Origin of the sequence: Rossellomorea sp. GCM10028870 (assembly GCF_042666755.1) — a bacterium.
Lineage (GTDB): Bacteria > Bacillota > Bacilli > Bacillales > Bacillaceae_B > Rossellomorea.
Map to the genome: position 1 here is coordinate 573,796 of NZ_JBHTGN010000001.1, position 23,307 is coordinate 597,102.

The 23,307-nt window shown below is 42.9% G+C and carries 25 protein-coding genes and 1 other annotated feature; of the genes, 16 read left to right on the forward strand and 9 right to left on the reverse strand.

Features of this window, described 5'->3' with window-relative positions:
• Positions 1 to 11: 11 nt before the first annotated feature.
• From ACFQWC_RS02905 to ACFQWC_RS02925, 5 genes are all read left to right on the forward strand, one after another.
• Complete coding sequence (locus tag ACFQWC_RS02905) at positions 12 to 1,265, forward strand: DNA polymerase IV (protein WP_299738233.1); 1,254 nt, start codon at positions 12 to 14, stop codon at positions 1,263 to 1,265.
• Between the two features lie 199 nt (positions 1,266 to 1,464).
• Positions 1,465 to 2,871: an NADP-dependent phosphogluconate dehydrogenase gene (gndA, locus tag ACFQWC_RS02910; protein ID WP_377106000.1), complete on the forward strand. Its 1,407-nt coding sequence runs from the start codon at positions 1,465 to 1,467 to the stop codon at positions 2,869 to 2,871.
• Between the two features lie 162 nt (positions 2,872 to 3,033).
• Positions 3,034 to 3,597, forward strand: a complete 564-nt coding sequence (locus tag ACFQWC_RS02915; RefSeq protein WP_299738210.1) for a GNAT family N-acetyltransferase — start codon at positions 3,034 to 3,036, stop codon at positions 3,595 to 3,597.
• A 52-nt stretch (positions 3,598 to 3,649) separates the two neighbouring features.
• Entirely contained in the window at positions 3,650 to 4,678 is a 1,029-nt protein-coding gene (locus ACFQWC_RS02920) for a serine hydrolase domain-containing protein (RefSeq protein ID WP_377107222.1), read from the forward strand.
• Positions 4,679 to 4,775: 97 nt separating this feature from the next.
• Positions 4,776 to 5,336, forward strand: coding sequence for an ATP-binding protein (locus ACFQWC_RS02925; protein ID WP_299738208.1), 561 nt, complete (start codon positions 4,776 to 4,778; stop codon positions 5,334 to 5,336).
• Between the two features lie 125 nt (positions 5,337 to 5,461).
• Here the strand turns inward: ACFQWC_RS02925 and ACFQWC_RS02930 are convergent, their stop codons facing one another.
• Both ACFQWC_RS02930 and zwf read right to left on the reverse strand, forming a co-directional pair.
• Positions 5,462 to 6,082: a cyclase family protein gene (locus ACFQWC_RS02930; protein ID WP_299738206.1), complete on the reverse strand. Its 621-nt coding sequence runs from the start codon at positions 6,080 to 6,082 to the stop codon at positions 5,462 to 5,464.
• Positions 6,083 to 6,098: 16 nt separating this feature from the next.
• A complete protein-coding gene (gene zwf / locus ACFQWC_RS02935) occupies positions 6,099 to 7,601 on the reverse strand; it encodes a glucose-6-phosphate dehydrogenase (protein WP_377106003.1) in 1,503 nt (500 codons plus the stop codon).
• A gap of 314 nt (positions 7,602 to 7,915) precedes the next feature.
• Here zwf and rnz point away from each other — a divergent pair, with 314 nt between their 5' ends.
• The 3 genes from rnz to ACFQWC_RS02950 are packed head-to-tail and all read left to right on the forward strand — an operon-like array spanning position 7,916 to position 10,177.
• Positions 7,916 to 8,842 (forward strand): ribonuclease Z, encoded by a 927-nt coding sequence (rnz, locus tag ACFQWC_RS02940; protein WP_299738203.1) that lies wholly within the window; start codon positions 7,916 to 7,918, stop codon positions 8,840 to 8,842.
• Between the two features lie 13 nt (positions 8,843 to 8,855).
• Complete coding sequence (locus tag ACFQWC_RS02945) at positions 8,856 to 9,395, forward strand: histidine phosphatase family protein (protein WP_341356569.1); 540 nt, start codon at positions 8,856 to 8,858, stop codon at positions 9,393 to 9,395.
• A 26-nt stretch (positions 9,396 to 9,421) separates the two neighbouring features.
• Complete coding sequence (locus ACFQWC_RS02950) at positions 9,422 to 10,177, forward strand: GNAT family N-acetyltransferase (RefSeq protein ID WP_299738199.1); 756 nt, start codon at positions 9,422 to 9,424, stop codon at positions 10,175 to 10,177.
• A gap of 60 nt (positions 10,178 to 10,237) precedes the next feature.
• On the opposite strand, the gene namA is transcribed toward ACFQWC_RS02950, so the two are convergent.
• The 3 genes from namA to proC form a co-directional block, all read right to left on the reverse strand.
• Positions 10,238 to 11,254 carry an NADPH dehydrogenase NamA gene (namA, locus tag ACFQWC_RS02955; protein ID WP_299738197.1) on the reverse strand — a complete coding sequence of 339 codons (1,017 nt, stop codon included), beginning with the start codon at positions 11,252 to 11,254 and terminating at the stop codon, positions 10,238 to 10,240.
• Positions 11,255 to 11,352: 98 nt separating this feature from the next.
• The gene (locus tag ACFQWC_RS02960) at positions 11,353 to 12,507 is read right to left on the reverse strand and encodes a glycosyltransferase (protein ID WP_377106006.1); all 1,155 of its coding nucleotides are present in this window, start codon (positions 12,505 to 12,507) and stop codon (positions 11,353 to 11,355) included.
• Between the two features lie 71 nt (positions 12,508 to 12,578).
• Positions 12,579 to 13,388 carry a pyrroline-5-carboxylate reductase gene (gene proC / locus ACFQWC_RS02965; protein WP_377106008.1) on the reverse strand — a complete coding sequence of 270 codons (810 nt, stop codon included), beginning with the start codon at positions 13,386 to 13,388 and terminating at the stop codon, positions 12,579 to 12,581.
• 47 nt (positions 13,389 to 13,435) lie between these two features.
• Positions 13,436 to 13,656 (reverse strand) — a binding site (T-box leader).
• A 263-nt stretch (positions 13,657 to 13,919) separates the two neighbouring features.
• On the opposite strand from proC, the gene ACFQWC_RS02970 reads away from it, so the two are divergent.
• The 5 genes from ACFQWC_RS02970 to ACFQWC_RS02990 all read left to right on the forward strand — a co-directional run bounded on the left by ACFQWC_RS02970 (position 13,920) and on the right by ACFQWC_RS02990 (position 18,249).
• A complete protein-coding gene (locus tag ACFQWC_RS02970; protein WP_299738191.1) occupies positions 13,920 to 14,879 on the forward strand; it encodes an MBL fold metallo-hydrolase in 960 nt (319 codons plus the stop codon).
• A 16-nt stretch (positions 14,880 to 14,895) separates the two neighbouring features.
• A complete protein-coding gene (locus ACFQWC_RS02975) occupies positions 14,896 to 15,690 on the forward strand; it encodes an SDR family NAD(P)-dependent oxidoreductase (RefSeq protein ID WP_299738190.1) in 795 nt (264 codons plus the stop codon).
• A 49-nt stretch (positions 15,691 to 15,739) separates the two neighbouring features.
• Complete coding sequence (locus ACFQWC_RS02980; protein ID WP_341356566.1) at positions 15,740 to 16,264, forward strand: DUF3221 domain-containing protein; 525 nt, start codon at positions 15,740 to 15,742, stop codon at positions 16,262 to 16,264.
• A 335-nt stretch (positions 16,265 to 16,599) separates the two neighbouring features.
• Complete coding sequence (locus tag ACFQWC_RS02985; RefSeq protein WP_299739592.1) at positions 16,600 to 17,451, forward strand: GRP family sugar transporter; 852 nt, start codon at positions 16,600 to 16,602, stop codon at positions 17,449 to 17,451.
• 12 nt (positions 17,452 to 17,463) lie between these two features.
• Positions 17,464 to 18,249: a glucose-1-dehydrogenase gene (locus ACFQWC_RS02990; RefSeq protein WP_299738186.1), complete on the forward strand. Its 786-nt coding sequence runs from the start codon at positions 17,464 to 17,466 to the stop codon at positions 18,247 to 18,249.
• Positions 18,250 to 18,313: 64 nt separating this feature from the next.
• On the opposite strand, the gene ACFQWC_RS02995 is transcribed toward ACFQWC_RS02990, so the two are convergent.
• Positions 18,314 to 18,616, reverse strand: a complete 303-nt coding sequence (locus ACFQWC_RS02995) for an EthD family reductase (protein WP_341356565.1) — start codon at positions 18,614 to 18,616, stop codon at positions 18,314 to 18,316.
• Between the two features lie 397 nt (positions 18,617 to 19,013).
• Between ACFQWC_RS02995 and ACFQWC_RS03000 the strand changes: the two genes are divergently transcribed.
• Together ACFQWC_RS03000 and ACFQWC_RS03005 are read left to right on the forward strand one after the other, a co-directional pair.
• Positions 19,014 to 20,276, forward strand: coding sequence for a Y-family DNA polymerase (locus ACFQWC_RS03000; RefSeq protein ID WP_299738182.1), 1,263 nt, complete (start codon positions 19,014 to 19,016; stop codon positions 20,274 to 20,276).
• A gap of 21 nt (positions 20,277 to 20,297) precedes the next feature.
• Positions 20,298 to 20,630: a YolD-like family protein gene (locus tag ACFQWC_RS03005; RefSeq protein ID WP_299738181.1), complete on the forward strand. Its 333-nt coding sequence runs from the start codon at positions 20,298 to 20,300 to the stop codon at positions 20,628 to 20,630.
• A 54-nt stretch (positions 20,631 to 20,684) separates the two neighbouring features.
• Here the strand turns inward: ACFQWC_RS03005 and ACFQWC_RS03010 are convergent, their stop codons facing one another.
• The gene (locus tag ACFQWC_RS03010; protein ID WP_113967576.1) at positions 20,685 to 20,900 is read right to left on the reverse strand and encodes a CDGSH iron-sulfur domain-containing protein; all 216 of its coding nucleotides are present in this window, start codon (positions 20,898 to 20,900) and stop codon (positions 20,685 to 20,687) included.
• Positions 20,901 to 21,030: 130 nt separating this feature from the next.
• Here ACFQWC_RS03010 and ACFQWC_RS03015 point away from each other — a divergent pair, with 130 nt between their 5' ends.
• Positions 21,031 to 21,363: an iron-sulfur cluster biosynthesis family protein gene (locus ACFQWC_RS03015; protein ID WP_299738174.1), complete on the forward strand. Its 333-nt coding sequence runs from the start codon at positions 21,031 to 21,033 to the stop codon at positions 21,361 to 21,363.
• A 19-nt stretch (positions 21,364 to 21,382) separates the two neighbouring features.
• Here ACFQWC_RS03015 and ACFQWC_RS03020 read toward each other — a convergent pair whose 3' ends face one another.
• Positions 21,383 to 22,279: an aminoglycoside phosphotransferase family protein gene (locus ACFQWC_RS03020; protein WP_377107225.1), complete on the reverse strand. Its 897-nt coding sequence runs from the start codon at positions 22,277 to 22,279 to the stop codon at positions 21,383 to 21,385.
• Positions 22,280 to 22,302: 23 nt separating this feature from the next.
• Positions 22,303 to 23,229, reverse strand: a complete 927-nt coding sequence (locus ACFQWC_RS03025; protein WP_299738169.1) for an alpha/beta hydrolase — start codon at positions 23,227 to 23,229, stop codon at positions 22,303 to 22,305.
• Between the last annotated feature and the right edge of the window lie 78 nt (positions 23,230 to 23,307).

The window sequence follows — 23,307 nt, forward strand, 5'->3', positions numbered from 1 at the left end:
CCGCGATTTAAATGATCTCACATTATCCAAAAAACGGACGAGTGATCCTTCATGTTGATATGAATAGCTTTTATGCCTCTGTTGAAATGGCATTTGACCCAACATTGAGGGGCAAACCATTGGCTATAGCCGGGAATCCCCAAGAGAGACGAGGCATTATCGTGACATGCAGCTACGAAGCGAGAAGCTTGGGAGTGAAGACGACAATGCCTCTTTGGGAAGCCAAAAAACTGTGCCCAGAGCTCATTATCATGACGCCTAACTTTGACCGTTACCGCGCAGCCTCCAAAGGAATATTTGATATCCTCAGACAATATTCAGAATTAGTGGAGCCTGTCTCAATTGATGAGGGATATCTGGATATCACGGACTCCTTTGAAAAAGGCACCCCGTTACAAATTGCGTCAGACATTCAATCCCAAATTAAAAGTCAACTCGATCTTCCCTGCAGTATCGGGGTGGCCCCTAACAAATTCCTGGCCAAGACTGCATCCGACATGAAGAAACCTATGGGAATCACCGTATTAAGAAAGCGTGATATCCCTGAAAAGCTTTGGCCACTTCCTGTCATTGAGATGCACGGCATTGGACAGAAGACCGCAGAAAAGCTCAATTCGTTTGGTATTCATACCTGCGATGATCTCGCTCATGCCAATGATATACAGCTGAAATCACTGCTTGGAATCAATGGTCTCCGTCTCAAAGAACGTGCCAACGGGATCGATAGGCGAAGCGTGGACCCTGATTCGATCTATGATTATAAAAGCGTTGGAAACTCCACTACTTTACCAAAGGATACAACGAACCAACACGAGCTATTAATGGTTGTAGAGAAACTATGTGCAAAAGTGTCGTCACGCCTGCAGCAGAAAGACGTTCTGGGGATGACGATCCAGCTCATGATCAGGGATAAATTCAGAAAAACCATTACGAGAAGCAAGAAGCTGGAAAATCCGATATATAAAAAAGAAGATTTATTTCATTATGCTAAAGACTTATTGTTGAAGCACTGGGATGGAGATCCCGTAAGACTTTTGGGTGTCACCGCACAGGATATAGTGGAAAAGAGTGAAGCAACCGAACAATTGGACCTATTCTCTTACAAAAAGGTAGCAGAAAAGGAACCACTTTACACTGTTTTATCACAGCTTCAGGAAAAGTTCGGGAAAGATTCCATCTCCCAAGGAATAAAAGGGAAGAACAAGAAGAAAACCTTTGACTCAAAACAGGACACAAGCTTCAACAAAGATTTTCTGAGTGAATGACCCAGGAAGGAAGAGGACACCTTAAAGTAGATAGCGAACACTTGAAACGGATTATTTGCATCACCACACTATTCTTGTTAGATTGAAATAGAGTGCGAGAAATAGTTTTTGAAAAACGGATCAACTGGAGTTTCCTACATAATGTTGATAGTTTAAAAAGAAAAAACCAGTATTCTATAAATGAAAGGATGTTAATGGCATGTCTCAAGAAATTGGTGTTATCGGTTTAGCCGTAATGGGTAAAAACTTAGCTTGGAATATTGAGAGCAGAGGGTACTCTGTTTCTGTATATAATCGTTCCCGTAAAAAAACGGATGAAATGATAAGCGAATCTAAAGGAAAGAATGTCGTTCCTACATATACGATTGAAGAATTCGTTAATTCTCTAGAAAAACCTAGAAAAATCCTCTTGATGGTGAAAGCAGGAAATCCAACTGATGCAACCATTGAACAATTAAAGCCGTTCCTGGAAAAAGGGGACATTCTGATTGACGGAGGAAATACGTTCTTCGGAGATACGCGCCGCCGCAATCACGAATTAAGCGAATTAGGCATTCACTTTATCGGAACGGGTGTCTCCGGTGGAGAAGAAGGTGCACTTACTGGTCCTTCTATCATGCCTGGTGGACAGAAGGAAGCGTACGAACTTGTCGCTCCCATCTTGAAAGACATTGCAGCGAAAGTCGATGGAGACCCTTGTACGACGTATATAGGTCCTGATGGCGCGGGTCACTATGTGAAAATGGTGCACAACGGCATCGAATACGGAGATATGCAGTTGATCGCTGAGTCCTACTTCCTGATGAAAAATGTCCTTGGCTTAAGTGCCGAGGAACTGCATGAAGTGTTTGCCGACTGGAATAAAGGTGAACTTGATAGTTATCTCATCGAAATCACAGCAGATATCTTCACGAAGAAAGATGAGGAAACAGGAAAGCCGATGGTCGATGTCATCCTGGACAAAGCAGGACAAAAGGGTACAGGCAAATGGACAAGCCAGAGTGCGTTAGACCTTGGTGTGTCCTTACCGATTATCACCGAGTCTGTCTTTGCCCGTTTCATTTCAGCCATTAAAGATGAACGTGTGAAAGCAAGCAAAATGCTAAAAGGACCTGACACGAAACCATTCCAAGGCGATAAAAAAGCATTGGTTGAATCCATCCGTAAAGCTCTTTACATGAGCAAAATATGTTCCTATGCTCAAGGATTTGCGCAAATGCGCTCTGCATCTGATGAGTACAAATGGGATCTTCAATACGGGGATATCGCAATGATTTTCCGCGGAGGTTGCATCATCCGTGCTCAATTCCTGCAAAAGATCAAAGAAGCTTATGACCGTGAATCAAATCTTTCAAACCTTCTATTAGATCCTTATTTTAAAGAGATCGTAGAAAGTTACCAATATGCACTTCGCGAAGTCATCAGCGCAGCCGTCCAAAATGGTGTACCGGTACCTGGCTTCTCTGCGGCACTGTCTTACTACGATAGCTACCGTACAGAAACACTGCCTGCAAACCTGATCCAGGCTCAGCGAGATTACTTCGGTGCCCATACGTACGAGCGCGTGGACAAAGAAGGTACTTTCCATACTGAGTGGATGAAATAATCGAATAAGTATAGCCCCTTTCCTATTAGGAGAGGGGTTTTTATTTTGAAAGGATATATATTAAAACAAATAATAATCATTTATCGGAATTTCATCGTATGAGATAGATATGGTATGTTACCATAATATTACATAAGTAAAGCAGTTAAGGAGTGGTTTTCAGTGCCTACCATTGAAATAAGAAGACCAGGAATAGAAGATCAGGAAGAACTGAATCAATTTTTTTCTACAGTCATAAAGCATACCTTTTACAGTGAAGGGATATCGGAAATGGTTGATGACATTGAAAATGAAATTGCAAGCAAAAAACGTTATTTAAAGAGTGACTTGGAAAGCAATGGGAAGGATCGGTACTTTCTAATCGCTTCGGAAAAGGGTGGAACCGACATTATGGGAACCATTGAATACGGTCCTGCCAGTGAACTGATTCGCACCTGTACAGATGGAGCACTGAATGAGATATATGAAGTCGGAACGGTGTTTGTGCATCCCGATTATCAAGGACGCGGGGTAGGGACATTACTATTAAACGTCATGTTCCTTACTTTTCTAAACAGGGGAATCCAGGAATTCTGTTTGGATAGCGGATACGCCCTTGCACAGAAAATATGGAAGGGGAAATTTGGTGAACCTGACTATTGGCTGAAGGATTATTGGGGTATCGGGTCTGATCATATGATATGGAAGAAATCGATGAATGATGTTTCTATCAACTTTAAATGGTGAGCTTACTAGAGCCAGAACAAACTTTAATAGAACGATGGGGGTTACGGTTACGATGAAACCACAAATGATCAACATGCAAAAGCGTATGAAAGAGTATGGTGTAACGGGATTAAGCATGGCAGTCATTGAGGGTGGCTCCATCAGTAGCACGGTATGCTGCGGTATACTGGAAGCAGGAACGGATATACGGGTGGAAAGTGATTCCATTTTCAGTGCTTGTTCAATTAGTAAATTTCTAACCTCGATGTTGGTGATGACATTGACGGAACAAGGCATTCTGGATTTAGATGAGGATGTGAATAATGTGCTAACATCCTGGAAGGTCCCTTTACATGAATATAATGGAAACGTTACCTTAAGACATTTACTTAGTCACCAATCGGGGATAGTCGATCCTGAAGGAAGCTTCAACGAACTTAATTCGAAGTTTGGTACTCCGACGATGGTTAACCTGTTAGAAGGGAAATCCCCTTATTGTAAGGTCCCTATTGAAGTGAAATATGCCCCTGAAAGGGACTTTCACTATTCTGATGCAGGCTTCTGTATCATACAACTGTTGATAGAAGATGTCACTGGGAACCCTTTTTACGAAGTTATGAGCGAACATCTTTTTCATCCATTACATATGAAAAATAGCACATTTGATCCTTCATCTCAAAATGCCTCTTGTGGTCATATGAGTGATGGAGAAGTAGTGGAAGGCAAATATCCAATCTATCCGTATCCTGCTGCTTCCGGACTGTGGACAACCCCAACAGATCTAGCACTTGTAGTGGTAGAACTCATGCATGCGTTAAAAGGGGAAAGCAAACTCAGGCTTTCGTCAAGTAAAGCAGCTGAAATGATCCATTCACAAGGCGGTAAGGAATGGACCGGACTAGGGGTCTTCCTGGATCAAAACGACAAGGGAATCGAAATATCATCACTTGGCTGGGGCGTTGGTTTTCAATGCATGGTGGTGGCCTATCCTCAATTGGAAAGTGCTTTGGTCATCATGACCAATACAGACTTAGGTGTTCATCAATTAAAAGGGATCATTGGGGACGTGTACAAGGCTTATTATTTTTATATGAGTGACTAGAGCACAAGGATTTACAAAGGAAACATTAAGAAACTATATATCTAAGATAAAAGAGAATCTATAGATTGAGTTTAAACTATGAATTGGAGGTCCATTCATGACAAGATTAGTCATCATGACCGTCGGTAAAACCCATAGCGGAAAAACAACCTTTGCCAAGAGTCTGGAAGAACAATTGTTGAATTCCGTTGTAATCGACCAGGATAATCATGCTGAATTCATCAACACCTTTTATAGGAGCCTGCTTCCAATGGAAGGACCAAATGCGCTCAAATATGCCATCAGTCAAACGATTGTGGATTATGCCATGAATGAGACATCACACCATCTCATTCTTTGTAATTCGAATCTGAGCCGCAGTGGACGGTTGAAGCTGTTGGAGCATTTCAATCAGAAGGGATTGATTACGATCCTCGTCCATTTGGATATCGCCGAACGGGTTCTTCAAGCCAGAGTAGCAAACAGTGAGCGGAGTACAACCATCTTCAGGAACGCTACTACTTTTGAAGAAGTGCTGAACCGTCAGCAGACTGACTGTTACTTCAAGGATGTAGCGGCACCTGTTGAAGGGGAAGCCGATCATTTATTTGTCATCACACATTCGGATGAAGTCCAGAATGTCATTGGGAAGATTATTAATGTTTCTTATAGTATATGAGTTTTGAATTAACAATTTAATAAGAATGCTATGTGTAAAGTGTGATTTCGCAGAGAAAATAGGCATACTTCTTAACAAATCAAAAAAAACGACTCCCTAGTATACTAGGGAGTCATTTTCGGATTTCAGCCAATCAATTCATCAAATAACAACACACGTGCAGGTGACGCATCGGTGTTTTCGATTTTAAGTGGAGCGGCAACCATGAAGTATTGGCCTGCTTCAATGTCTTTCAGTTGAAGTCCCTCCATGATGATAACGCCGCTTCCCATTAAGCTGCGGTGAGTGGGGTGGCCTTCCTGTGCTCTTTCAATACCCAGAGCGTCGATTCCAACACCTGAGATTTTCTTGTCTGCAAGGTGCGCTGCTGCATCTTCTGCCACATAAATGAATTCAAAGTTGAATTCGGTATCCCATGAATTCTTCGTTTTGAAGAGAATGAAGTCATTTTCTTCAATATCTAATTCTTCGATATCTTTAAGACTGATTTTCTCATCGACCTTTGTTAAATCAAAAACTTTTACAGGACGAACGAGCTGTTCGATATCGATGGTTTCGATTGTTTCACCGTCGTTGATCATGTGAAGTGGAGCATCAACATGTGTTCCTGTATGAACATCCATTGAGATGCGGGACTCTGTTACATGACCATTCGTATTTGTGTCGATGGTAGGTTGTTTTTCCGGTTTGTTCTTATAAACCGGCATTCCGTTAAAGATTGGAGCTGTTACATCATAAATTTTCATTGTTTCCACACCTTCCTTAGCATTGGTCTACGTCTAGATTCGCAATTGGCCACCAGTAGAAGCCATCTTTAGCCAGCAGGTTGTCGGCTGCTTTCGGACCCATTGATCCTGCTTCGTAGTTCGGGAATTCTCCATCACGCGTTTGTTCCCATACTTCAGAGATCTTATCGACGAATGCCCAGGACAGCTTTACTTCATCCCAATGAGTGAAGTTGGTTGCATCCCCGCGCAGGCAATCGAATAGAAGCTTTTCGTATGCTTCCGGCGTGTTCATCCCGTCTACACTGGTGTTGGCAAAGTTTAGTTTTACTGGAGTCGTTTCAATGTTTTGTCCGGATTTTTTCACGTTTAGGTGCAGAGTAATTCCTTCTTCAGGCTGAATGTGAATCACCAATAAATTCGGTGCCAGTGGCTTGTCCGGATTGTAATACAGGTTCATTGGAATATCTTTGAATTGAATGACGATTTTCGTTGACTTTGTTTCCATTCTCTTTCCTGTGCGGATATAGAACGGAACCCCAGCCCAACGGAAGTTATCGATCATCAGTTTTCCTGCAACATAAGTCTCGGTATTGGATTGATCATCAACGTTGTCTGCTTCGCGATAACCTGGCAGATCCTGATTACCGGTTGTTCCAGAACCATATTGACCTCGAACGAAATAATCTTTCACTTCTTCATGTTCAAACGGACGCAGGGATCGTAATACACGGACTTTCTCGCTGCGGATTTCGTCTGTCGTCAATTTGATCGGAGGCTCCATGGCAAGTAAAGCAACCATTTGAAGCAGATGGTTTTGAACCATATCGCGGAGAGCCCCACTTTTTTCGTAATAGCGTCCACGATCTTCAACACCCAGCTCTTCGGAGGAAGTGACCTGGATGTTAGAGATGTAACGATTATTCCATAGGGGTTCAAACATCGCATTGGCGAAACGGATGACTTCGATGTTCTGAACCATTTCTTTCCCAAGATAGTGGTCGATACGGTAAATTTGGTCCTCAGAGAATGATTCCCTGATTTGGCTGTTCAGTTTTTCGGCTGAAGGGAGGTCGTGACCGAATGGTTTTTCAATGACAAGTCGCTGGAAACCTTTTGTATCGGTTACACCTTGATTCTTCAGCTGTTCTGTAATCGTACCGAAGAATTCAGGAGCCATCGCTAAGTAGAAAATGCGATTCCCTTCTAGTTCATACGTTTCATCCAGCTCATCAGAAAGATTCTTCAACGCTTTGTAAGAATCGCTGTTTGAAACATCATTCGGCTGATAGTAGAAATGAGAGACGAACTCATCTATGTTTTCGTTGCTGCCTAACGCTTTATGTACCGATGTTTTTACATGTTCCTGAAACTCTTCATTCGACCATTCACGTCGAGCTACCCCTACAACGGCAAAACGCTTTGAGATTTTCCCTTTACGGAACAAGTGATAAAGAGATGGATAAAGCTTTCTTTTTGCTAAATCACCAGTCGCCCCAAAAATCGTAATGAGAGATGATGGTGTAGTTGAATTATTCAATGTCATGACCTCACTTTATCTTGTTGCTAGCATTTTTAATGTATGTCTTCTTATTTAATATCCTATACAATTACTTAATTTTAAAGACTTATGGTTCAATTAGCAAATTATATGCTGATGACTTTTCTGATGGGAGAAATGAAAGCGTTTTATGAACAAACATCTTCGTCATTATGTTGGCTTTAATTCTCATTCTTATAACCCAATTGTTTAACTGAGCATAATAATCCCCCATTCTCTTGGGAAGGAAAAGGTAAATAAGCGTAGGATGTGCTAAAATAAAGGCAGCATAGCTCATTTTAGGAGTGAATAAGTTGGAACTATTATTTTTAGGAACTGGGGCAGGAGTACCCGCTAAACTCCGAAATGTAACCAGTATTGCTTTGAAATTATTAGAAGAACGCGGTGCGGTCTGGCTTTTTGATTGTGGGGAAGCAACGCAGCATCAAATTTTACATACTAGCTTGAAACCAAGAAGAATAGAGAAGATTTTCATCACCCACTTACACGGGGATCATATTTATGGGTTGCCAGGATTATTAGGCAGCCGCTCCTTTCAAGGTGGAGAGTCCCGGCTTACGGTGTATGGACCCAAGGGAATCAAGGAGTATATCCACGTGTCTCTATCAGTCAGCCGGACGCATCTACTATATCCCCTTGAAGTGATCGAGATCGAAGAAGGGACCGTCTTTGAAGATGAAGGATTTTTCGTAGAGGCGAAGGAGCTGGATCATGCCTTGCCTACCTTCGGATACCGTGTGGTTGAAAAAGATAAACCGGGTGTTCTTCAAGTTGATCAATTAAAGGAAAGAGGTATTCAACCTGGACCCGTCTACAGGCAATTGAAATTGGGTGAATCCGTCAAGCTGGAAGACGGCACTGAACTTAATGGAGAGGACTTTCTTGGACCTTCGATTCCAGGACGGGTTGTCACGATTCTTGGAGACACCAGGGTTTGTTCGAGTGCTGTCGATTTAGGAAGGTCAGCAGATGTACTCATTCATGAAGCGACCTTCAATCGTGATCAGGAGGAAATGGCCCGTGAGTATTTCCATTCGACGACAAAGCAAGCAGCAGAGACAGCTTCAGATGCAGGGGCTAAATTGCTGTTTTTAACCCATATTTCCTCTCGATATGCAAAAGAGTCATGGGAAGAGTTGGAGAGGGAAGCAAGGGACGTGTTTCCCGATACGTATATAGCCAGGGATTTTATGGAATATGTCATACCTTTAAAGAAGTAGGGGGGGGGAAGGGATGAAGACGATTTATATCGTACGTCACGCGAAAGCGGAAGGGCAGCCGTTTCATGCGCCTTTAACGGAAACAGGGGAAAATCAAGCGAACCAACTGGCTGCTTTTTTAAAAAAACGAACCATTCAAGCGATTTATTCCAGTCCTTTTGTGAGAGCCATTGAAACAATCGCTCCCTTTGCAAGTCAGTCGGGACTAACCATAAAGGAAGATGAACGTTTAGGAGAAAGAATATTAAGTGATCAGGATCTTCCTGATTGGATGGAAAAATTAAAAGACAGTTTTGAGGATTTTTCCCTTGCGTTACCAGGCGGAGAGTCGAATGATCAGGCAACGGAGAGAGCAAGGTCATTTATAGAAGACGTTTTAGAAAAAGAAGAAGATCATGTTGTTTGCGTGAGTCATGGAAACTTAACCACGCTGCTTTTGAGGTTGTTTGATGAGAAATACGGATATGATGAGCTGTTCGCCCTTTCCAATCCTGATGTGTATGTAGTAAAAGTCGAAGAAGACGGGGCAATTGTTCAACGGATCTGGGAGTAAGTTCATAGAGGAAAAGGGGAGTACGAATGAAGGAAATCACATTTGAGCATATCTATAATCCAGGACATGAAATAGGAGAGAATGATCTCTATAAACATATTCATTTTCCAGAAATGTTAACAAGGTATGATAGTAATTTTCTTGAATTCAAAAAACATCCAACGTTGGCTGAATTTAAAGAGGCTGCTCACTTTTTAAGAGAATTTCATCAATCAAAGGGGCAAAAGCATGTGAAATTTTATTTTCCCCAGGATACAAAACTAACAGAGGAATTAATGGATTATTTTACACGTGAAGGATATGAATCAGGATTTAATGAACTATACAGTATAGAAACTGGTCAATTTCCTTCTATAGACGATAATTCTGATATTGAAGTGAAAGCGGTGACCGACAGTGAATTGGATGCGTACCTGGCATTTCAATATAGTCAGGATTTAGAGTATGGTGAAGCCTTTGCAAATCAAAAGGTCGACATGCATAAGAGGAATTTCCAAAATCCCCGTTTGATGCAGCTCCTCGCTTTCTATAAGGGGACCCCGGCAGGATCCGTGGATGTGATCATTGAAGATCATACAGCAGAAATCGATGGACTGATGGTTCATGAATCGTTTCAAAAAAAGGGGATAGGTGCAAGGCTTCAACAATTTGTGATGAAGCAATTCCCTGATAAGACCGTGATATTGGTAGCGGATGGGGAAGATACACCGAGATTGATGTATCAAAAACAAAACTACCGTTATTTAGGGTTCAGGTATGAGGTCCAAAAAGTGTATGAATAGAAAAGAGAGTTGCATGCCCGGCGGCATGCAACTCTCTTATTAAGTCTGACAAAACATTTCTTACCAGCCGCGATCATACTGCTTAGGCGCCTCAATCTCAACACCCAACTCTTTGGCTGCCGTTCTTGCCCAGTATGGGTCACGAAGCAATTCACGAGCAAGTAAGACGAGGTCAGCACGCTCGTTTTGCAGAATTTCTTCGGCTTGTATACCTGTTGTAATCAGTCCGACTGCACCTGTATCGATCTTCGCTTCTTTTTTTATGGTCTCGGCAAGTTTCACCTGATAGCCCGGGAACACTGGAATTCGCGCAGGTACAAGAGCACCGGAGCTTACGTCGATTAAATCGACTCCTTGTTCTTTCATCCATTGGGCGAACACAACATAGTCTTCTACGTCCAATCCTTCTTCATGATAATCTTTGGCAGAAACACGAACAAGGAGAGGTCCGTCCCACACTTGTTGAATTCCATCAATGACTTCATGAAGGAAGCGGTAGCGGTTTTCTGCTGATCCGCCGTATTCGTCGGTACGTTTATTGGATAGCGGAGACAGGAATTCGTTGATGAGGTATCCATGTGCCCCATGAATTTCAATCACATCAAATCCCGCTTTCTTCGCTCTTTCTGCACCTTTGATGAATGCCGTTATGGTCTTTTTAATATCATTCGCCGTCATTTCAACGGGCGTTTTCATCTCTTCATTAAATGGAATCGCAGATGGGGCAAGGATGTCTCCTTCAAGGACGGCTTTTCTTCCTGCGTGAGCAAGCTGGATGCCGGTCTTTGCGCCCTGTTCCTTAATCAGGCCCACTAACTCTTTTAATCCTTCGATATGTTCGTCATCCCAAATCCCTAAATCTTGGGGGGAGATTCTTCCTTGGGGCGTGACAGCTGTAGCTTCCTGAATGATGAGCCCGACGCCACCCACTGCACGGCTTGTATAGTGAGTACGATGCCAGTTTTCGACTTTTCCATCTTCGTTATGGGAAGAATACATGCACATAGGTGCCATTACAATTCGATTCTTCAGTTCTACATCTTTAAGCGAATATGGTTGAAATAGCTTTGCGTTCATTTTAATCACCTTCCATGACGTGGTATTTATTTCGGGTTGCTAAATAGTGCTACACATGAATTATAACAACACCTTTTTTGTTCGGAAAGAAATGTGCTTTACTTCCTTTTTCGCTTCAGTTCCTTAAACGAATAAACTGTTCCACGCCATTCGATTCCGCCTCGTTTATAGGTTAATAACGTAGCTCGTCCGATATAATAGATAAATAACATGGCGGTGAAAGGTAACGCAAGAAAAAGGAGGGGAGACTCCTTCGTCATTTGCTTTATTACCTTTAAATACGTGATGCCAATGAGAAGCAGTATCAACATACTCACGATTCGAATGGCCGGCTCCATTGAAAAAATTGTGAAGAAAGGGAGCACAGTAGAGGAGAAGACCCCAAACATGGCAAACAAAACGAGAAGCATGGAATAATGCAGACCCGCAAATGTGTTTTTTTCCAATCCGTTGAAGGCTTCCTTCAAGGAACGATACCATTCCACTTCTAGAGAATTAAGGGCGATGAGGAAGAACTGCTTTTTATGGTGTTTCTTTAGCTGGACCCCTAGTTGCAGATCATCATCGGGCATATGCTTAATCTCCTCGTGAGTACCGATCTCCTCATAAGCCGATCGTGTGATGAGATTGAAGGCGCCGATGCCCATCCCTACCTTAGAAGAGGGATCGTTTGCTTTCCAAGGTCTCTTATAAAAAGAAAAACCGAATAAGAAAAAAGCAACGAAGCTTTTTAACCAGAAGGATTGTGATTTAATATGTGGAGCCAGTGTCAGGTGATCCAGCTTCTGTGTTCGAAGCAGGGACACTGCTTTTGTCAGGATACTCGGATCGTTAAATATGACGTCGGCATCTGTGAAAAGGATGAGTTCTCCTTCTGATACCTGATACCCTTTATATAATGCCTGATTTTTCCCTAGCCATCCCTTTTCAAGTGAGTCGATATGAACTACGCTGATTCGCCTATCCATTTCGGCTAATTCTTCGAGTCTTTCCGTAGTCCCGTCCGTTGAACGATCATTGACGAGTATCCATTGGATCTGTTGATAATCCTGCTGCAGCTGAGATAGAATGCTGTCTGTAATCGTTTCTTCTTCATTTCTAGCTGGAACAATCACGGATAGGAGTGGTCCATTACTTGTTCTATGGGAAAGCTCATCAATGGAAGAGATGGTAGATACACCCCTCCACACAGCCATCCCGATAAAAATCCAGACAATAAGAACAGCGCATAGTAGAAGTAGTAGGAGGATCATTTGTCGACCTTCTTTTTTGCTTTGATTTTATCAATGAATAATGAAAATTGCGAATCATGGTGGGTTATAGCTTAGGACTGCTTCTTTAATTCTTTACCAAGTACCTCAGAACGGTTTTTCGCTGAAGAGACACATTGGAAAAACGCCTCTCTTACCTGATGGTCTTCCAATTTAGTGATCCCTGCCTCAGTCGTTCCACCTGGACTGGTCACGTTTCTCCTTAATTCCCGGGCTTCCAATCCGGATTCTTCCAGCATCGCACTTGCCCCTGCAATCGTTTGGTTAACGAGGCTTTTTGCGAGTTCCTCCTGCAAACCTAACTCTACTGCCGCATTCTTAAGTAATTCCGCGACATAGTAGATATAAGCAGGACCGCTGCCTGATAGGGCCGTTATAAGGTCTAATTGTTCTTCCGCTACTTCCACTGCTGTTCCGACGGATTGAAATAGTGTTGTCGTCCATTCTTTCTGGGAGTCAGAAAGGTTCCGGTTGAACGATACTGCCGTAGCTGATTTTCCCATGGCAGCACTCGTATTGGGCATGGCTCTTGCAATGGCTCCGTTAAAGGTGAGTTTGTCGCTAATATGTTCCATGGTGATCCCTGCTAAAACTGAAATGACCATCGTATTCCTTGAAAGGTGGGTCTTAATAGAATCTGCAGCCTCATGAAAGTCTTTTGGTTTCATGGCCAGAATGACGACGTCGTATGGTGAATCATGTTCTACATGACGCACACCGAATTCGTGCACGATTTCGTTTAATCGCTCTTGGTTGGCCCGATTGGTAACATGCACTTTTTCATTCTTCAGGACCCCTGATTTCAGTGCTCCACTCATTAGAGCGTAAGCCATCGATCCTGCTCCAATAAACAATGTCTTCATTCGTTCATTCCTCCTCCATTTTTGAAAAAAAACAGACCCTCTCATCCATAAAGGACGAAAGGGTCTGCTTCCGTGGTACCACCTTGTTTTGTTCATTCCAATGGACGAAATGAACACACTTCACTTCCATGTAACGCTGGAAAAACGTTCTGCTTTAAGACGCTCAAAAGGCAGGTTCACAAATAGAGGGGATGACGGTGCCTTTCAGCCGGTGGGCACCGATCTCTGACATCATCTATTCATTACTAGTCTTTATCATCGCTTTTTCTTTTAGTGTTATGTAAAATGATTTACCGATAGTAAACGTATATTATAGGTGATTATCATAGAAAGATAGCTTATTTGTCAAGTGTTTATTTCAGTCTATTCAATCATTTTAAAAATGACATTTGTTAGGAAAAAATGTACACTATTAAATGAAGAGTCATTCATTTTCTATTAACGTAAGAGTAATGAATTTCTAGACGGGAAGGGCACGTCGGTCCGATCTTCGCTGCCTCCCCTTTTTATTATGAAGAATGTGGTGAAAATATGACAACCTTAGTGAATAATATCGCAAAAATTACGCTGTCCACTCCTTTTGCCGTAGGGGATGTGAATGTTTATTTAGTGAAAGGGGATGCCTTGACCTTAGTGGATGCAGGGCCTCTTACAGAATCGGCCTGGGTACAGCTGACCGAGCAATTGTCCCTTTTGGGGTATACACCTCAAGATATTGATCAAATCGTTTTGACCCATCATCATCCGGATCATGCCGGCTTACTTGATCGGTTCTCTCCCTCTGTTAAAATTTTTGGGCACAAGTATAACAAGTTTTGGCTGCATCGTGATGACTATTTTCATGAAGTGTATGATCGCTTTTTCCTTCAATTGGGGATCGAATCGGGATTACCTCAAGAGTATCTCCAGTCAATTCATAAATTTAAGAGTCCTTTGAAATTTATGGGGAATCGAAAATTAGATAATGAAATAAGAGAAGGGGACGCCATTCCTGGAATGGAAGATTGGACGATCATTGAAACGTTAGGACATGCTCAGAGTCACTTATCCTTTTACCGGGAGAGGGATGGTGTTTTGATAGCCGGAGATCATATACTCGCGACTATTTCCCCTAATCCGTTAATTGAACCACCGTTTGAAGGGGAAACCGAGCGTTCAAAGCCATTGCTGCAATACAATGATTCCTTGAAAAAGTTATTGGATATTCCCATTTCCCTTGCCTACACAGGTCATGGGGACAATATTAAGGATGTTCACGGGTTAATTCCGAGGCGATTAGGGAAACAGGATGAAAGAGCACGGGGTGTTCTGGAAATGATCAATGGTAACCGGCTGACCGTATTCGACATATGTAAGACATTATTCCCTTCCGTATATCGAAAAGAACTTGGTCTGACACTATCTGAAACAATCGGACAATTAGACTACCTGGAATCCCTTCACTACATAAAGAAAGAAATGGATGATGGAATCTATCATTATTTTACCTAGAAAGATGTGACGATAAATGAACAGTAGAATAAAAGGAAAAACCATTGTGATTACCGGTGCCTCTGGAGGAATCGGAGAACAAATGGCCATCAAAGTTGCAGAAAACGGCGGAAATCTTGCCTTGATTGCACGCCGTGTCCATTTGCTTGAAGCATTAAAAGAGAGGCTTATAACCGAATACAATTGTAAGGTGGAAGTGTATCCGTTAAATGTAACGGATTACGACGAAATCCCCCGTACATTCCAGGCCATCCTGAAAGACTTTGGCCCGATCCATGCATTGATCAATAACGCAGGGTATGGAATATTCCAGGAAGCACATGAAACATCATTTCAGGATGTGAAGGGAATGATGGACGTGAATGTTCTTGGACTCATGGCATGTACGGGAGAAGTCCTTCCCTATATGCGTGAACAAGGTTCTGGTCATATCATTAACATTGCCTCTCAGGCAGGTAAGTTCGCTTCACCAAAGTCGAGTGCGTACTCTGCCTCTAAGCATGCTGTGTTAGGATATACAAATAGCCTGAGAATGGAAGCCAAAAGATACGGGGTAAAGGTGACAGCGGTTAATCCTGGGCCGATTGCCACAGATTTTTTCTCCATTGCCGATGAATCCGGGACGTATGTGAAGAATGTAGAAAAGTTTATGCTTGATCCTGCATACGTCGCTCAAAAAGTCGTGGAAGCCCTTTTTACCAATAGGAGGGAAATCAATTTGCCACGATGGATGAATATGGGGAGCGTCATTTATCAACTATTCCCATCTTTTGTCGAAAAAGTAGGAAATAACCTTTTCTTCAAAAAATAGTGAAACCAAACTATACTCTCATTCGTCTAATCTAATAAGGGGGGAGTCTATGAAGAAGTGTTTGCCTGTTCTGATCATTTGTTTCTGTTTTCTATTTACCGGTTGTGGTCCTTCAACATCTGTAAGTACATCTCAAGCCAGCGCAAATTTCATAGGCTTTGTCACCCAGCTTGAAAGCGATCAAGTGCTTATTAATGATGTTTGGTTTTCTTTCAATGACCAAACCCTCATGAAGACAGACAAAGATAAAAAACTACATAAAGATGACATAGAGATAGGCAAAAAAGTGAGTGTGACGTTTGATGGTGAGCTCCAGGAGTCCTACCCCCGAAGAGCTTCTGCAGATCAATTGGTTTTTCTGACGGATCAACAAAGTAAAACCGAGGGTAGTGCGGTCAGATTAGTCATGAAAGATCCCCGGTTTTCACAGGTGGTCATCCAATCCGTTGAAAAAAATCCCACCGGCTTATATTCATTACGATTCAAAGATCTTTCCATCGACAGAGATGTCCATGTCATTGTGAATGTGGACAATAACCGGGTGATTGTGCCCATACATACATCTACAAAATGACAAAGAAGAAAGCATTGGTTTATAGACCAATGCTTTCTTCTTTGTGATCAAATGTTTTTATTTTCCCCAGCTGATCCAGGATCGCTATCGTTACGAGAGACGGATTCTCCATGTAAATGCGCTGACCTTTCGTATGTTCAAATTGTTAAAACGTCTTGTCAATCATCTTCATGATCCATTCTTCATATTTTCACCTCACCTTGAGGTTATACCGGACAAAATAAGGGTATGCATCATGGAGCGGGAAATATTTATGATTTTCTAGCCTAAACGGCTAGAATTTTTGTTTCGGAGGAAAACTATGACTATTGTTGGAAAAAGGATGTGGATGTATGATAGGGATTCTTTTGGCCCTGATCCCCGCAGTAGCATGGGGAAGTCTTGTGTTTGTAAGTGTAAAACTTGGAGGGAATGCTTATAGCCAAACGGTTGGAATTACCATTGGTTCCTTGCTGTTTGCCATAGGCATTTTCTTCATCAAATCACCGGAATTGACGTTATTTGTGTGGGGGATCGGCTTCATTTCAGGCGTCTTCTGGGCAGTCGGTCAAGTCAATCAGTTAGCGAGTGTAAAGTTCATCGGAGTTGCGAAAACCGTTCCGATTTCAACGGGAATGCAGCTGATTGGAACGACTCTTTTCGGCGTTCTAGTGTTTAAAGAATGGAAAACAACAGAGACGATCCTCCTCGGAAGCGGGGCCGTTTTAGCTCTTATTATTGGTGTTGTATTAACCTCATTCACTCAAAAATCCGAGGGTGATGATCAATCTCAGCTTAAAAAGGGTTTACTAACTTTATTGCTATCCAGCTGTGGATACATAGCCTATGTCGTCATTTTAAGATGGTTTGATATTGACGGCTGGGAAGCCATTTTACCACAGGCGATTGGAATGTTTATTGGGGCGGTTGTCATTACTTTCAGGCATAGGCCCTTTACAAAATATACTATACGCAATATTTTAACCGGTCTTATGTGGGCAACGGGGAATCTGGGATTGCTTCTGGCTCTTCCACGGATCGGAGTGGCTACAAGCTTTTCCCTATCTCAAACGGGAATCGTGATTTCTACTCTTGGAGGTTTGTTTTTCTTAGGTGAAAAGAAATCCAAAAAGCAAATCCTTCTCGTCATTGCAGGGTGTGTTCTTATCATTATCGGCGGTGTTCTATTAGGCTTTACGAAAGATTAAGGAGGAATGGATATGTATTCAGATCTGACAGGTAAGGTTGTCATTATAACCGGAGCTGCTACAGGTATAGGAAAGGCGATTGCTAAACGATTTGCCAGTGAAGGCTGCAAAGTGGTCATTAATTATTTCAAAGAAGATGAAAATCCGGAAGAACTAGTGAGGGAAATCGAAGAAGCAGGGGGAACAGCCTCCATTATTCAAGGTGATGTGTCAAAAGAAGCAGACGTTCAGGGCTTTGTCCATTTTGCGCACGACACGTATGGCCGTCTTGATATCTACGTGAATAATGCGGGAATCGAAAATGAAGTTCCGTCTGAAAACCTGCCTATTGAAGATTGGCAAAGGGTCATCAACACGAACTTAACAGGTACATTTCTCGGATGCCGTGAAGCTGCGAAATACATGCTCGATCATAACATCAAAGGATCGATCATCAATGTTTCTTCTGTTCATGAAATCATTCCGTGGCCTCACTTTGCGCACTATGCAGCCAGTAAGGGTGGGGTGAAATTATTAATGGAAAGTCTTGCGTTAGAATTCGCACCCGATGGAATCCGGGTAAACAATATTGCTCCCGGGGCCATTGACACTCCCATCAATGCCGAGAAATTTTCTGATCCTGAAAAGAAAAAAGGAGTGGAGAAACTCATTCCAATGGGCTATATCGGGGAACCCGAACAGGTGGCTTCCTGCGCAGCTTTTCTAGCCTCGGATCAGGCAAGCTACGTCACCGGAACGACACTCATCGCCGATGGGGGCATGACGAAATATCCAGGATTCCAAGCCGGGAGAGGTTGATGGGAAAATGGCCAAAATCACACGTTGATTTTGGCTTTTCTTATTTTTGGCAGAGTAAGTATTCTTAATCGACTATGGTGATAATCGGTGGTTTCTCTAAGTATTTCATGAAGTTCGGAACATCGTCTCCAACCGCTTTCCATTCTTCAGAATTAAACGCTTCTTTCATATCTGCTTTGTTTTCAAATTCGATCTCCGTTATTAAGTAGAGTGACAAATCCGTATTTTGATTGGATAACACCCGCTGTACATTCGCATTTTTTACATGAGGAACCTTTCCAGCTATCGGCATATGGGTGTTGAAGTAATATTCCTCGAACCCTTCCTGATCCTTTGGCTTTTCATACATCACAATCACTTTCGCCATGTTACTCCTCCTCGCCCTGACAATTTGTGTTCATTTGAATTTTAGCAATTATAGGAAAATGCGACTATGAATTTCATAACAAAAATATCGACAGAATTTGACTTTGGTGTGACCCTGATTGCTTGTCGCCCCAGGGCGAGCCCCTTCCGCTTTTCTTGATCCAGCTGCAGGGCTTAGAGGCTCGAGGTCATAAGTCAAACATACCAAAAAGGCAAAGAGCGCCTTTCCGGTATGTTCGCCTTATGCTTGTCGGTCCTGCTCAAGCCGCCTCCGGTTTTCTTGTTATTCTCTCCATTTCCATTTATTTAAGTTGAAAGGGAACGTATATTCGGTTAGAATCATAGATATACTATATGAGAACGTTTGTTCTATTTTAGGTAAAATGGAGGACGAGGATATGACTGTCGATTACAGTGTGCTGCCACACCACAAGATTCTGTGCATCGATATGAAGAGCTTTTATGCTAGCTGTTCGGCTGTCATGCTGGGTCTTGATCCCCTTGAATGCCATTTGGCTGTAGTAGGGGATAGGGACCGCCAAGGAAGTATTGTGTTAGCGGCATCACCCAGGTTGAAGAAGGACTTTGGGATCAAAACGGGCTCGCGGATGTTTGAAATCCCAAAGGATCCGCGCATCCGGCTTGTAGAGCCGAAAATGGCGACGTATGTCAGGATATCGACTGAATTGACCCGGTTATTCCACCGCTACGTACCGAAAGATGCCATTCATACGTATAGCGTGGACGAAAGCTTTATCAAGATTGATGGAGCGACGAATCTCTGGGGAGATGCCACGACTGTTGCACGTAAAATCAGAGATGATATGGAAAGGGAGTTTCAGCTGCCGTGCGCCATAGGAATCGGTCCCAATATGCTGTTGTCTAAGTTGTGCCTGGATCTTGAAGCAAAAAAAGAGGGTATTGCCGAATGGACCTATGAAGACGTTCCGGAAAAGCTGTGGCCGCTATCGCCTTTACGTGAAATGTGGGGGATTGGCGGGCGCCTCGAAAAGACGCTCAATCGCATGGGGATTTTCTCTATTGGCCAATTGGCGCAGTATGACCTGGAGAAGCTGGAGGCCAAGTTCGGCGTTATGGGAAATCAACTCTATTACCACGCATGGGGAGTTGATTTATCTGAAATAGGAGCTCCGATCATGGATGGTCAAATCAGCTTTGGCAAGGGGCAGATCCTGCTTCGCGATTATAAGGAGAAAGAGGAAATCAAACGTGTCATTTTAGAAATGTGTGAAGAAGTCGCCAGACGCGCCCGCACCCATCGCAAGTCGGGGAGAACAATAAGCTTTGGCGTCGGTTACAGTCACGAAGAATTTGGTGGAGGGTTTCACCGGTCGCGGACCATCGAGGAGCCGACCAATATCACCATGGATTTATATCGTGTATGCCTGGAGTTATTCGAAGAGAATTACAACGGGAAAACTGTACGGAAAATCAACATCGCTCTTTCAAATATTGTAGATGATGGAGCCTTGCAGATTTCTTTGTTCGAGCCGAATCGATGGGAGAAGCGGGAGCTAGGGTATGTAGTGGACCGCATCCGAAATAAATATGGATCGGCAGCCCTTCTCCGGGCCGTATCCTATACAGAAGCAGGAACAGCAAGGCATCGTGCCCGCCTGGTGGGTGGACATAAATCGTAATAAATATAGGAGGTGAGAGAGTTGATCCGCGATCGAGGAAGAATCAAATGGACATCTATGATGCTGCCGGAGCATGTGAAGCTCCTAAGGGATTGGGCAAAGGAAGATACGCACGAGAAGAGGATCGAACTTGACGAGCAGGAACTGGTCAGGATGAATGAAGTCGTGTCAGAGGCGATGGAGTTTGGCAAATTGGTGTCGATTACTCACTATGTAAAGCACCGTCATCAATTATCGATTGGAACCGTTCACCACGTCGACTCACTGGAAGGGAAGCTGCACGTCGTAGACAGGTTCGAAGACGTACACTATATTCCACTTGCAAGCGTTGTGGACATTCGCTTTTTCGATTGACAGCCCCATGAAAAGAGAGACTTCACAAGGGTGAAGTCTCTCTTTTCATTCCATTTACTCTTCGTCCAATACTTTTTCTGCCCGCACACATGATTCGAATTTTCCTTTATGAGATGCGTCACAAAACGGCATGTTTGTAGATAAGCCACAACGGCAAAGGGTAAACACTTGTTTCGTTGGAAATACATTTCCGTCAGCGTCAATTAGCTCCACGTCACCGCTTACACGAAAAGAACCATTATCATTCACTTTAATTTGAGCTTTTGCCATGAAAAACCACCCTTTCTAGAAAATACAAAAGAATCCCCCTTATCGATAGTAAATTGAAAACAGGAAAAATGCAATATTCTAAAGGAAACAAATGAAATGTGATAGGATAAGGGATAGAGGAGGTCGTCGAATGAAAATCGAACTAACGAACGAAGCAACCCAAAAGATTCAAGATAGAATAGGGACCCAAAATGGTCACCTGAAATTGAAATACGATACAGAAGGCTGCGGCTGTGTTGTCAGCGGTATTCCTACCTTATGGTTTGTCCATCACCCTGTTGAAGGTGAAGATATAAAGATAGAAACGAACAGCTATCCGATCCTCGTAGAAAGATCAAAGATGGTTTTCCTCGATGAAAAACTGAAAATTGATTTTTCTTCACAAAGTAACACATTTCAATTAAAAAGCCCTGGGCAGATCATTAATGGGAGAATGAACTTTCTATTGTTTCCAGGGGAATAAATAGAAACGAAGCTGACTCTTAGGAGAATTTAAGGGTCAGCTCATTCTCCTTCATCAATTCCTCAAACATTCGGGCCAATGAAAGCCCAGTCGTCCATCCACCCATCGCATCCTCTACAGACCAGCACGCAGATAGGACCGAGTGACAAAACCCGTATTGAATCAACCGTTCATAAGAGAGGGAAAGAAGGGAAGCGATTGTCCGGGTCCTGTATTGAAGCAGTTCTAATGGCACATCCCATTTCTTCCATTCATTCAACATGAACTGAATGCAGTCATATTCTCTCTCGCCGATAAGCCCTTTAGGATCGATGGCCGTCCAGCCGGAAGATTCCGAGTAGAGAATATTTCCATGATGCAGATCACCGTGTAGAAGAAAGAGATCTGTGGAAGTACTGAGCAACTCAGGAAAGAGGTTTTCAGCTTTTAAGACGAGCTCTTCAGGTAAGGGTCCACTTCCTCCGTTGAATTTTTCACGCAGCCGCCCAATTCCATTTGACCAGGATTGAACGGTAGGGTATGCGTGAAGGATCGCGGGCTTATGCCATAAACGATGAGCAACACGGGACAATACATGCAGGACCTCTTTTTCATCCTCAACGGAGTGAAGGGAAGTGCCCGGTGTGAGGCGATCTAACAGGATCCACCCCTCTTCCTTATGAAAATCTATGACCTCCACCATGCCCTTCCCTTGGAAATCCTGAAGCGCATGAAACTCATTGGAAAAATCGTTGTTCGGATACCCGACCTTTAGAACGGCATCCCGTTCACGCCCGATCTGGACCGGCACCACAAAGTTATAGCTTAATGAAAAAGGCTCACTGAAGGTTAAATGGAACCGATTTTTTAAAGACTTCAGTAGATCTTCCACGTTCGAAATCCACACTGCACCTGAATCGCCATACATGGTTTGCATTTTTGATCTGAAATCAGTTGGAATCAAGAGACATCATCCCTTTCATTTAATACAAATTGGTGAAGAAACCGTTGAATCACTTGTTCATATTCCTCAGGGTTGTCATTATACGATTGAGCATGAGTGCCCCGAAAATCGAGAAACAGTTCTTTAGGTCCCTGTTTTTTTTCAAATAAATCCTTTGTCATTTGAGGAAGGATAAAGTCATCATTTGTGCTGTGGAGAAACAACACGGGTTTTCTGATGTTTTGAACAACCGATATCGGTGATAGATCCTTTAATGTGTAACCTTGTCGCAGCTTTAGGGTGCCGCCAACGAGGGGTAGGAGAAATTTTGCAGGCATCTTCACTTCTACGCTCATACGATAGGCAAGCTGTTCACCAAAGTCGGAAAAAGGGCAATCGGCAATATAAAAATCTGCCCGATCTTCCACACTGCCTGCATATAAAAGCAGAGTAGCTGCACCCATGGACTCCCCGTGGATTCCGAAGAAAACGTCCTCGCCTTCCCGTCGGATCAACTCATCCACAACAGCCTTTAAATCATATTTTTCAAAATATCCGTAACTTGTCGTCTTCCCACCGGACTCCCCATGCCGGCGATGGTCATAAATCACAGCATTGAATCCTTGTTTGATGAAAAGGTTCATATACTTGATCGAATTCCACTTGTTTTCTGTAACCCCATGGGAAAAGATCATGAATTTTTTATGGGGGTGAGGCTTCACAAAAATCGCTTTAATGTCATATCCGTATTGTGAAGGGATCAGCACCTCTTCTTTAGGAAGTGAGGCATAATCCTCTTCTATCAGCCTGGTCGATCCTGTTTCACGAGACCGGATAAAGTCATCTCCCTTTTTCGGTAAGTACATAAAACGATTCGTAATGTAAATCCCAAGCAGCCCTATGGACGAAAGGGTACCGCCAAGGATGGCAAGTTTCTTTCTCATCTTCATCACCTCAAGCAAAATCATTCATACTCATATTGTAGCAAAAGGAGGAAAAAAGAGGAATTTTTGAACAGGGGA

What these genes read in the sequence shown, in the direction of transcription:
- ACFQWC_RS02905 (WP_299738233.1), top strand. Translation starts at nt 12, where the DNA reads ATGATCTCACATTATCCAAAAAACGGACGAGTGATCCTTCATGTTGAT.
- gndA (WP_377106000.1), top strand. Translation starts at nt 1,465, where the DNA reads ATGTCTCAAGAAATTGGTGTTATCGGTTTAGCCGTAATGGGTAAAAAC.
- ACFQWC_RS02920 (WP_377107222.1), top strand. Translation starts at nt 3,650, where the DNA reads ATGAAACCACAAATGATCAACATGCAAAAGCGTATGAAAGAGTATGGT.
- ACFQWC_RS02925 (WP_299738208.1), top strand. Translation starts at nt 4,776, where the DNA reads ATGACAAGATTAGTCATCATGACCGTCGGTAAAACCCATAGCGGAAAA.
- ACFQWC_RS02930 (WP_299738206.1), bottom strand. Translation starts at nt 6,082, where the DNA reads ATGAAAATTTATGATGTAACAGCTCCAATCTTTAACGGAATGCCGGTT.
- ACFQWC_RS02945 (WP_341356569.1), top strand. Translation starts at nt 8,856, where the DNA reads ATGAAGACGATTTATATCGTACGTCACGCGAAAGCGGAAGGGCAGCCG.
- ACFQWC_RS02950 (WP_299738199.1), top strand. Translation starts at nt 9,422, where the DNA reads ATGAAGGAAATCACATTTGAGCATATCTATAATCCAGGACATGAAATA.
- namA (WP_299738197.1), bottom strand. Translation starts at nt 11,254, where the DNA reads ATGAACGCAAAGCTATTTCAACCATATTCGCTTAAAGATGTAGAACTG.
- ACFQWC_RS02960 (WP_377106006.1), bottom strand. Translation starts at nt 12,507, where the DNA reads ATGATCCTCCTACTACTTCTACTATGCGCTGTTCTTATTGTCTGGATT.
- proC (WP_377106008.1), bottom strand. Translation starts at nt 13,388, where the DNA reads ATGAAGACATTGTTTATTGGAGCAGGATCGATGGCTTACGCTCTAATG.
- ACFQWC_RS02970 (WP_299738191.1), top strand. Translation starts at nt 13,920, where the DNA reads ATGACAACCTTAGTGAATAATATCGCAAAAATTACGCTGTCCACTCCT.
- ACFQWC_RS02975 (WP_299738190.1), top strand. Translation starts at nt 14,896, where the DNA reads ATGAACAGTAGAATAAAAGGAAAAACCATTGTGATTACCGGTGCCTCT.
- ACFQWC_RS02980 (WP_341356566.1), top strand. Translation starts at nt 15,740, where the DNA reads ATGAAGAAGTGTTTGCCTGTTCTGATCATTTGTTTCTGTTTTCTATTT.
- ACFQWC_RS02990 (WP_299738186.1), top strand. Translation starts at nt 17,464, where the DNA reads ATGTATTCAGATCTGACAGGTAAGGTTGTCATTATAACCGGAGCTGCT.
- ACFQWC_RS02995 (WP_341356565.1), bottom strand. Translation starts at nt 18,616, where the DNA reads ATGGCGAAAGTGATTGTGATGTATGAAAAGCCAAAGGATCAGGAAGGG.
- ACFQWC_RS03000 (WP_299738182.1), top strand. Translation starts at nt 19,014, where the DNA reads ATGACTGTCGATTACAGTGTGCTGCCACACCACAAGATTCTGTGCATC.
- ACFQWC_RS03010 (WP_113967576.1), bottom strand. Translation starts at nt 20,900, where the DNA reads ATGGCAAAAGCTCAAATTAAAGTGAATGATAATGGTTCTTTTCGTGTA.
- ACFQWC_RS03015 (WP_299738174.1), top strand. Translation starts at nt 21,031, where the DNA reads ATGAAAATCGAACTAACGAACGAAGCAACCCAAAAGATTCAAGATAGA.
- ACFQWC_RS03020 (WP_377107225.1), bottom strand. Translation starts at nt 22,279, where the DNA reads ATGCAAACCATGTATGGCGATTCAGGTGCAGTGTGGATTTCGAACGTG.
- ACFQWC_RS03025 (WP_299738169.1), bottom strand. Translation starts at nt 23,229, where the DNA reads ATGAGAAAGAAACTTGCCATCCTTGGCGGTACCCTTTCGTCCATAGGG.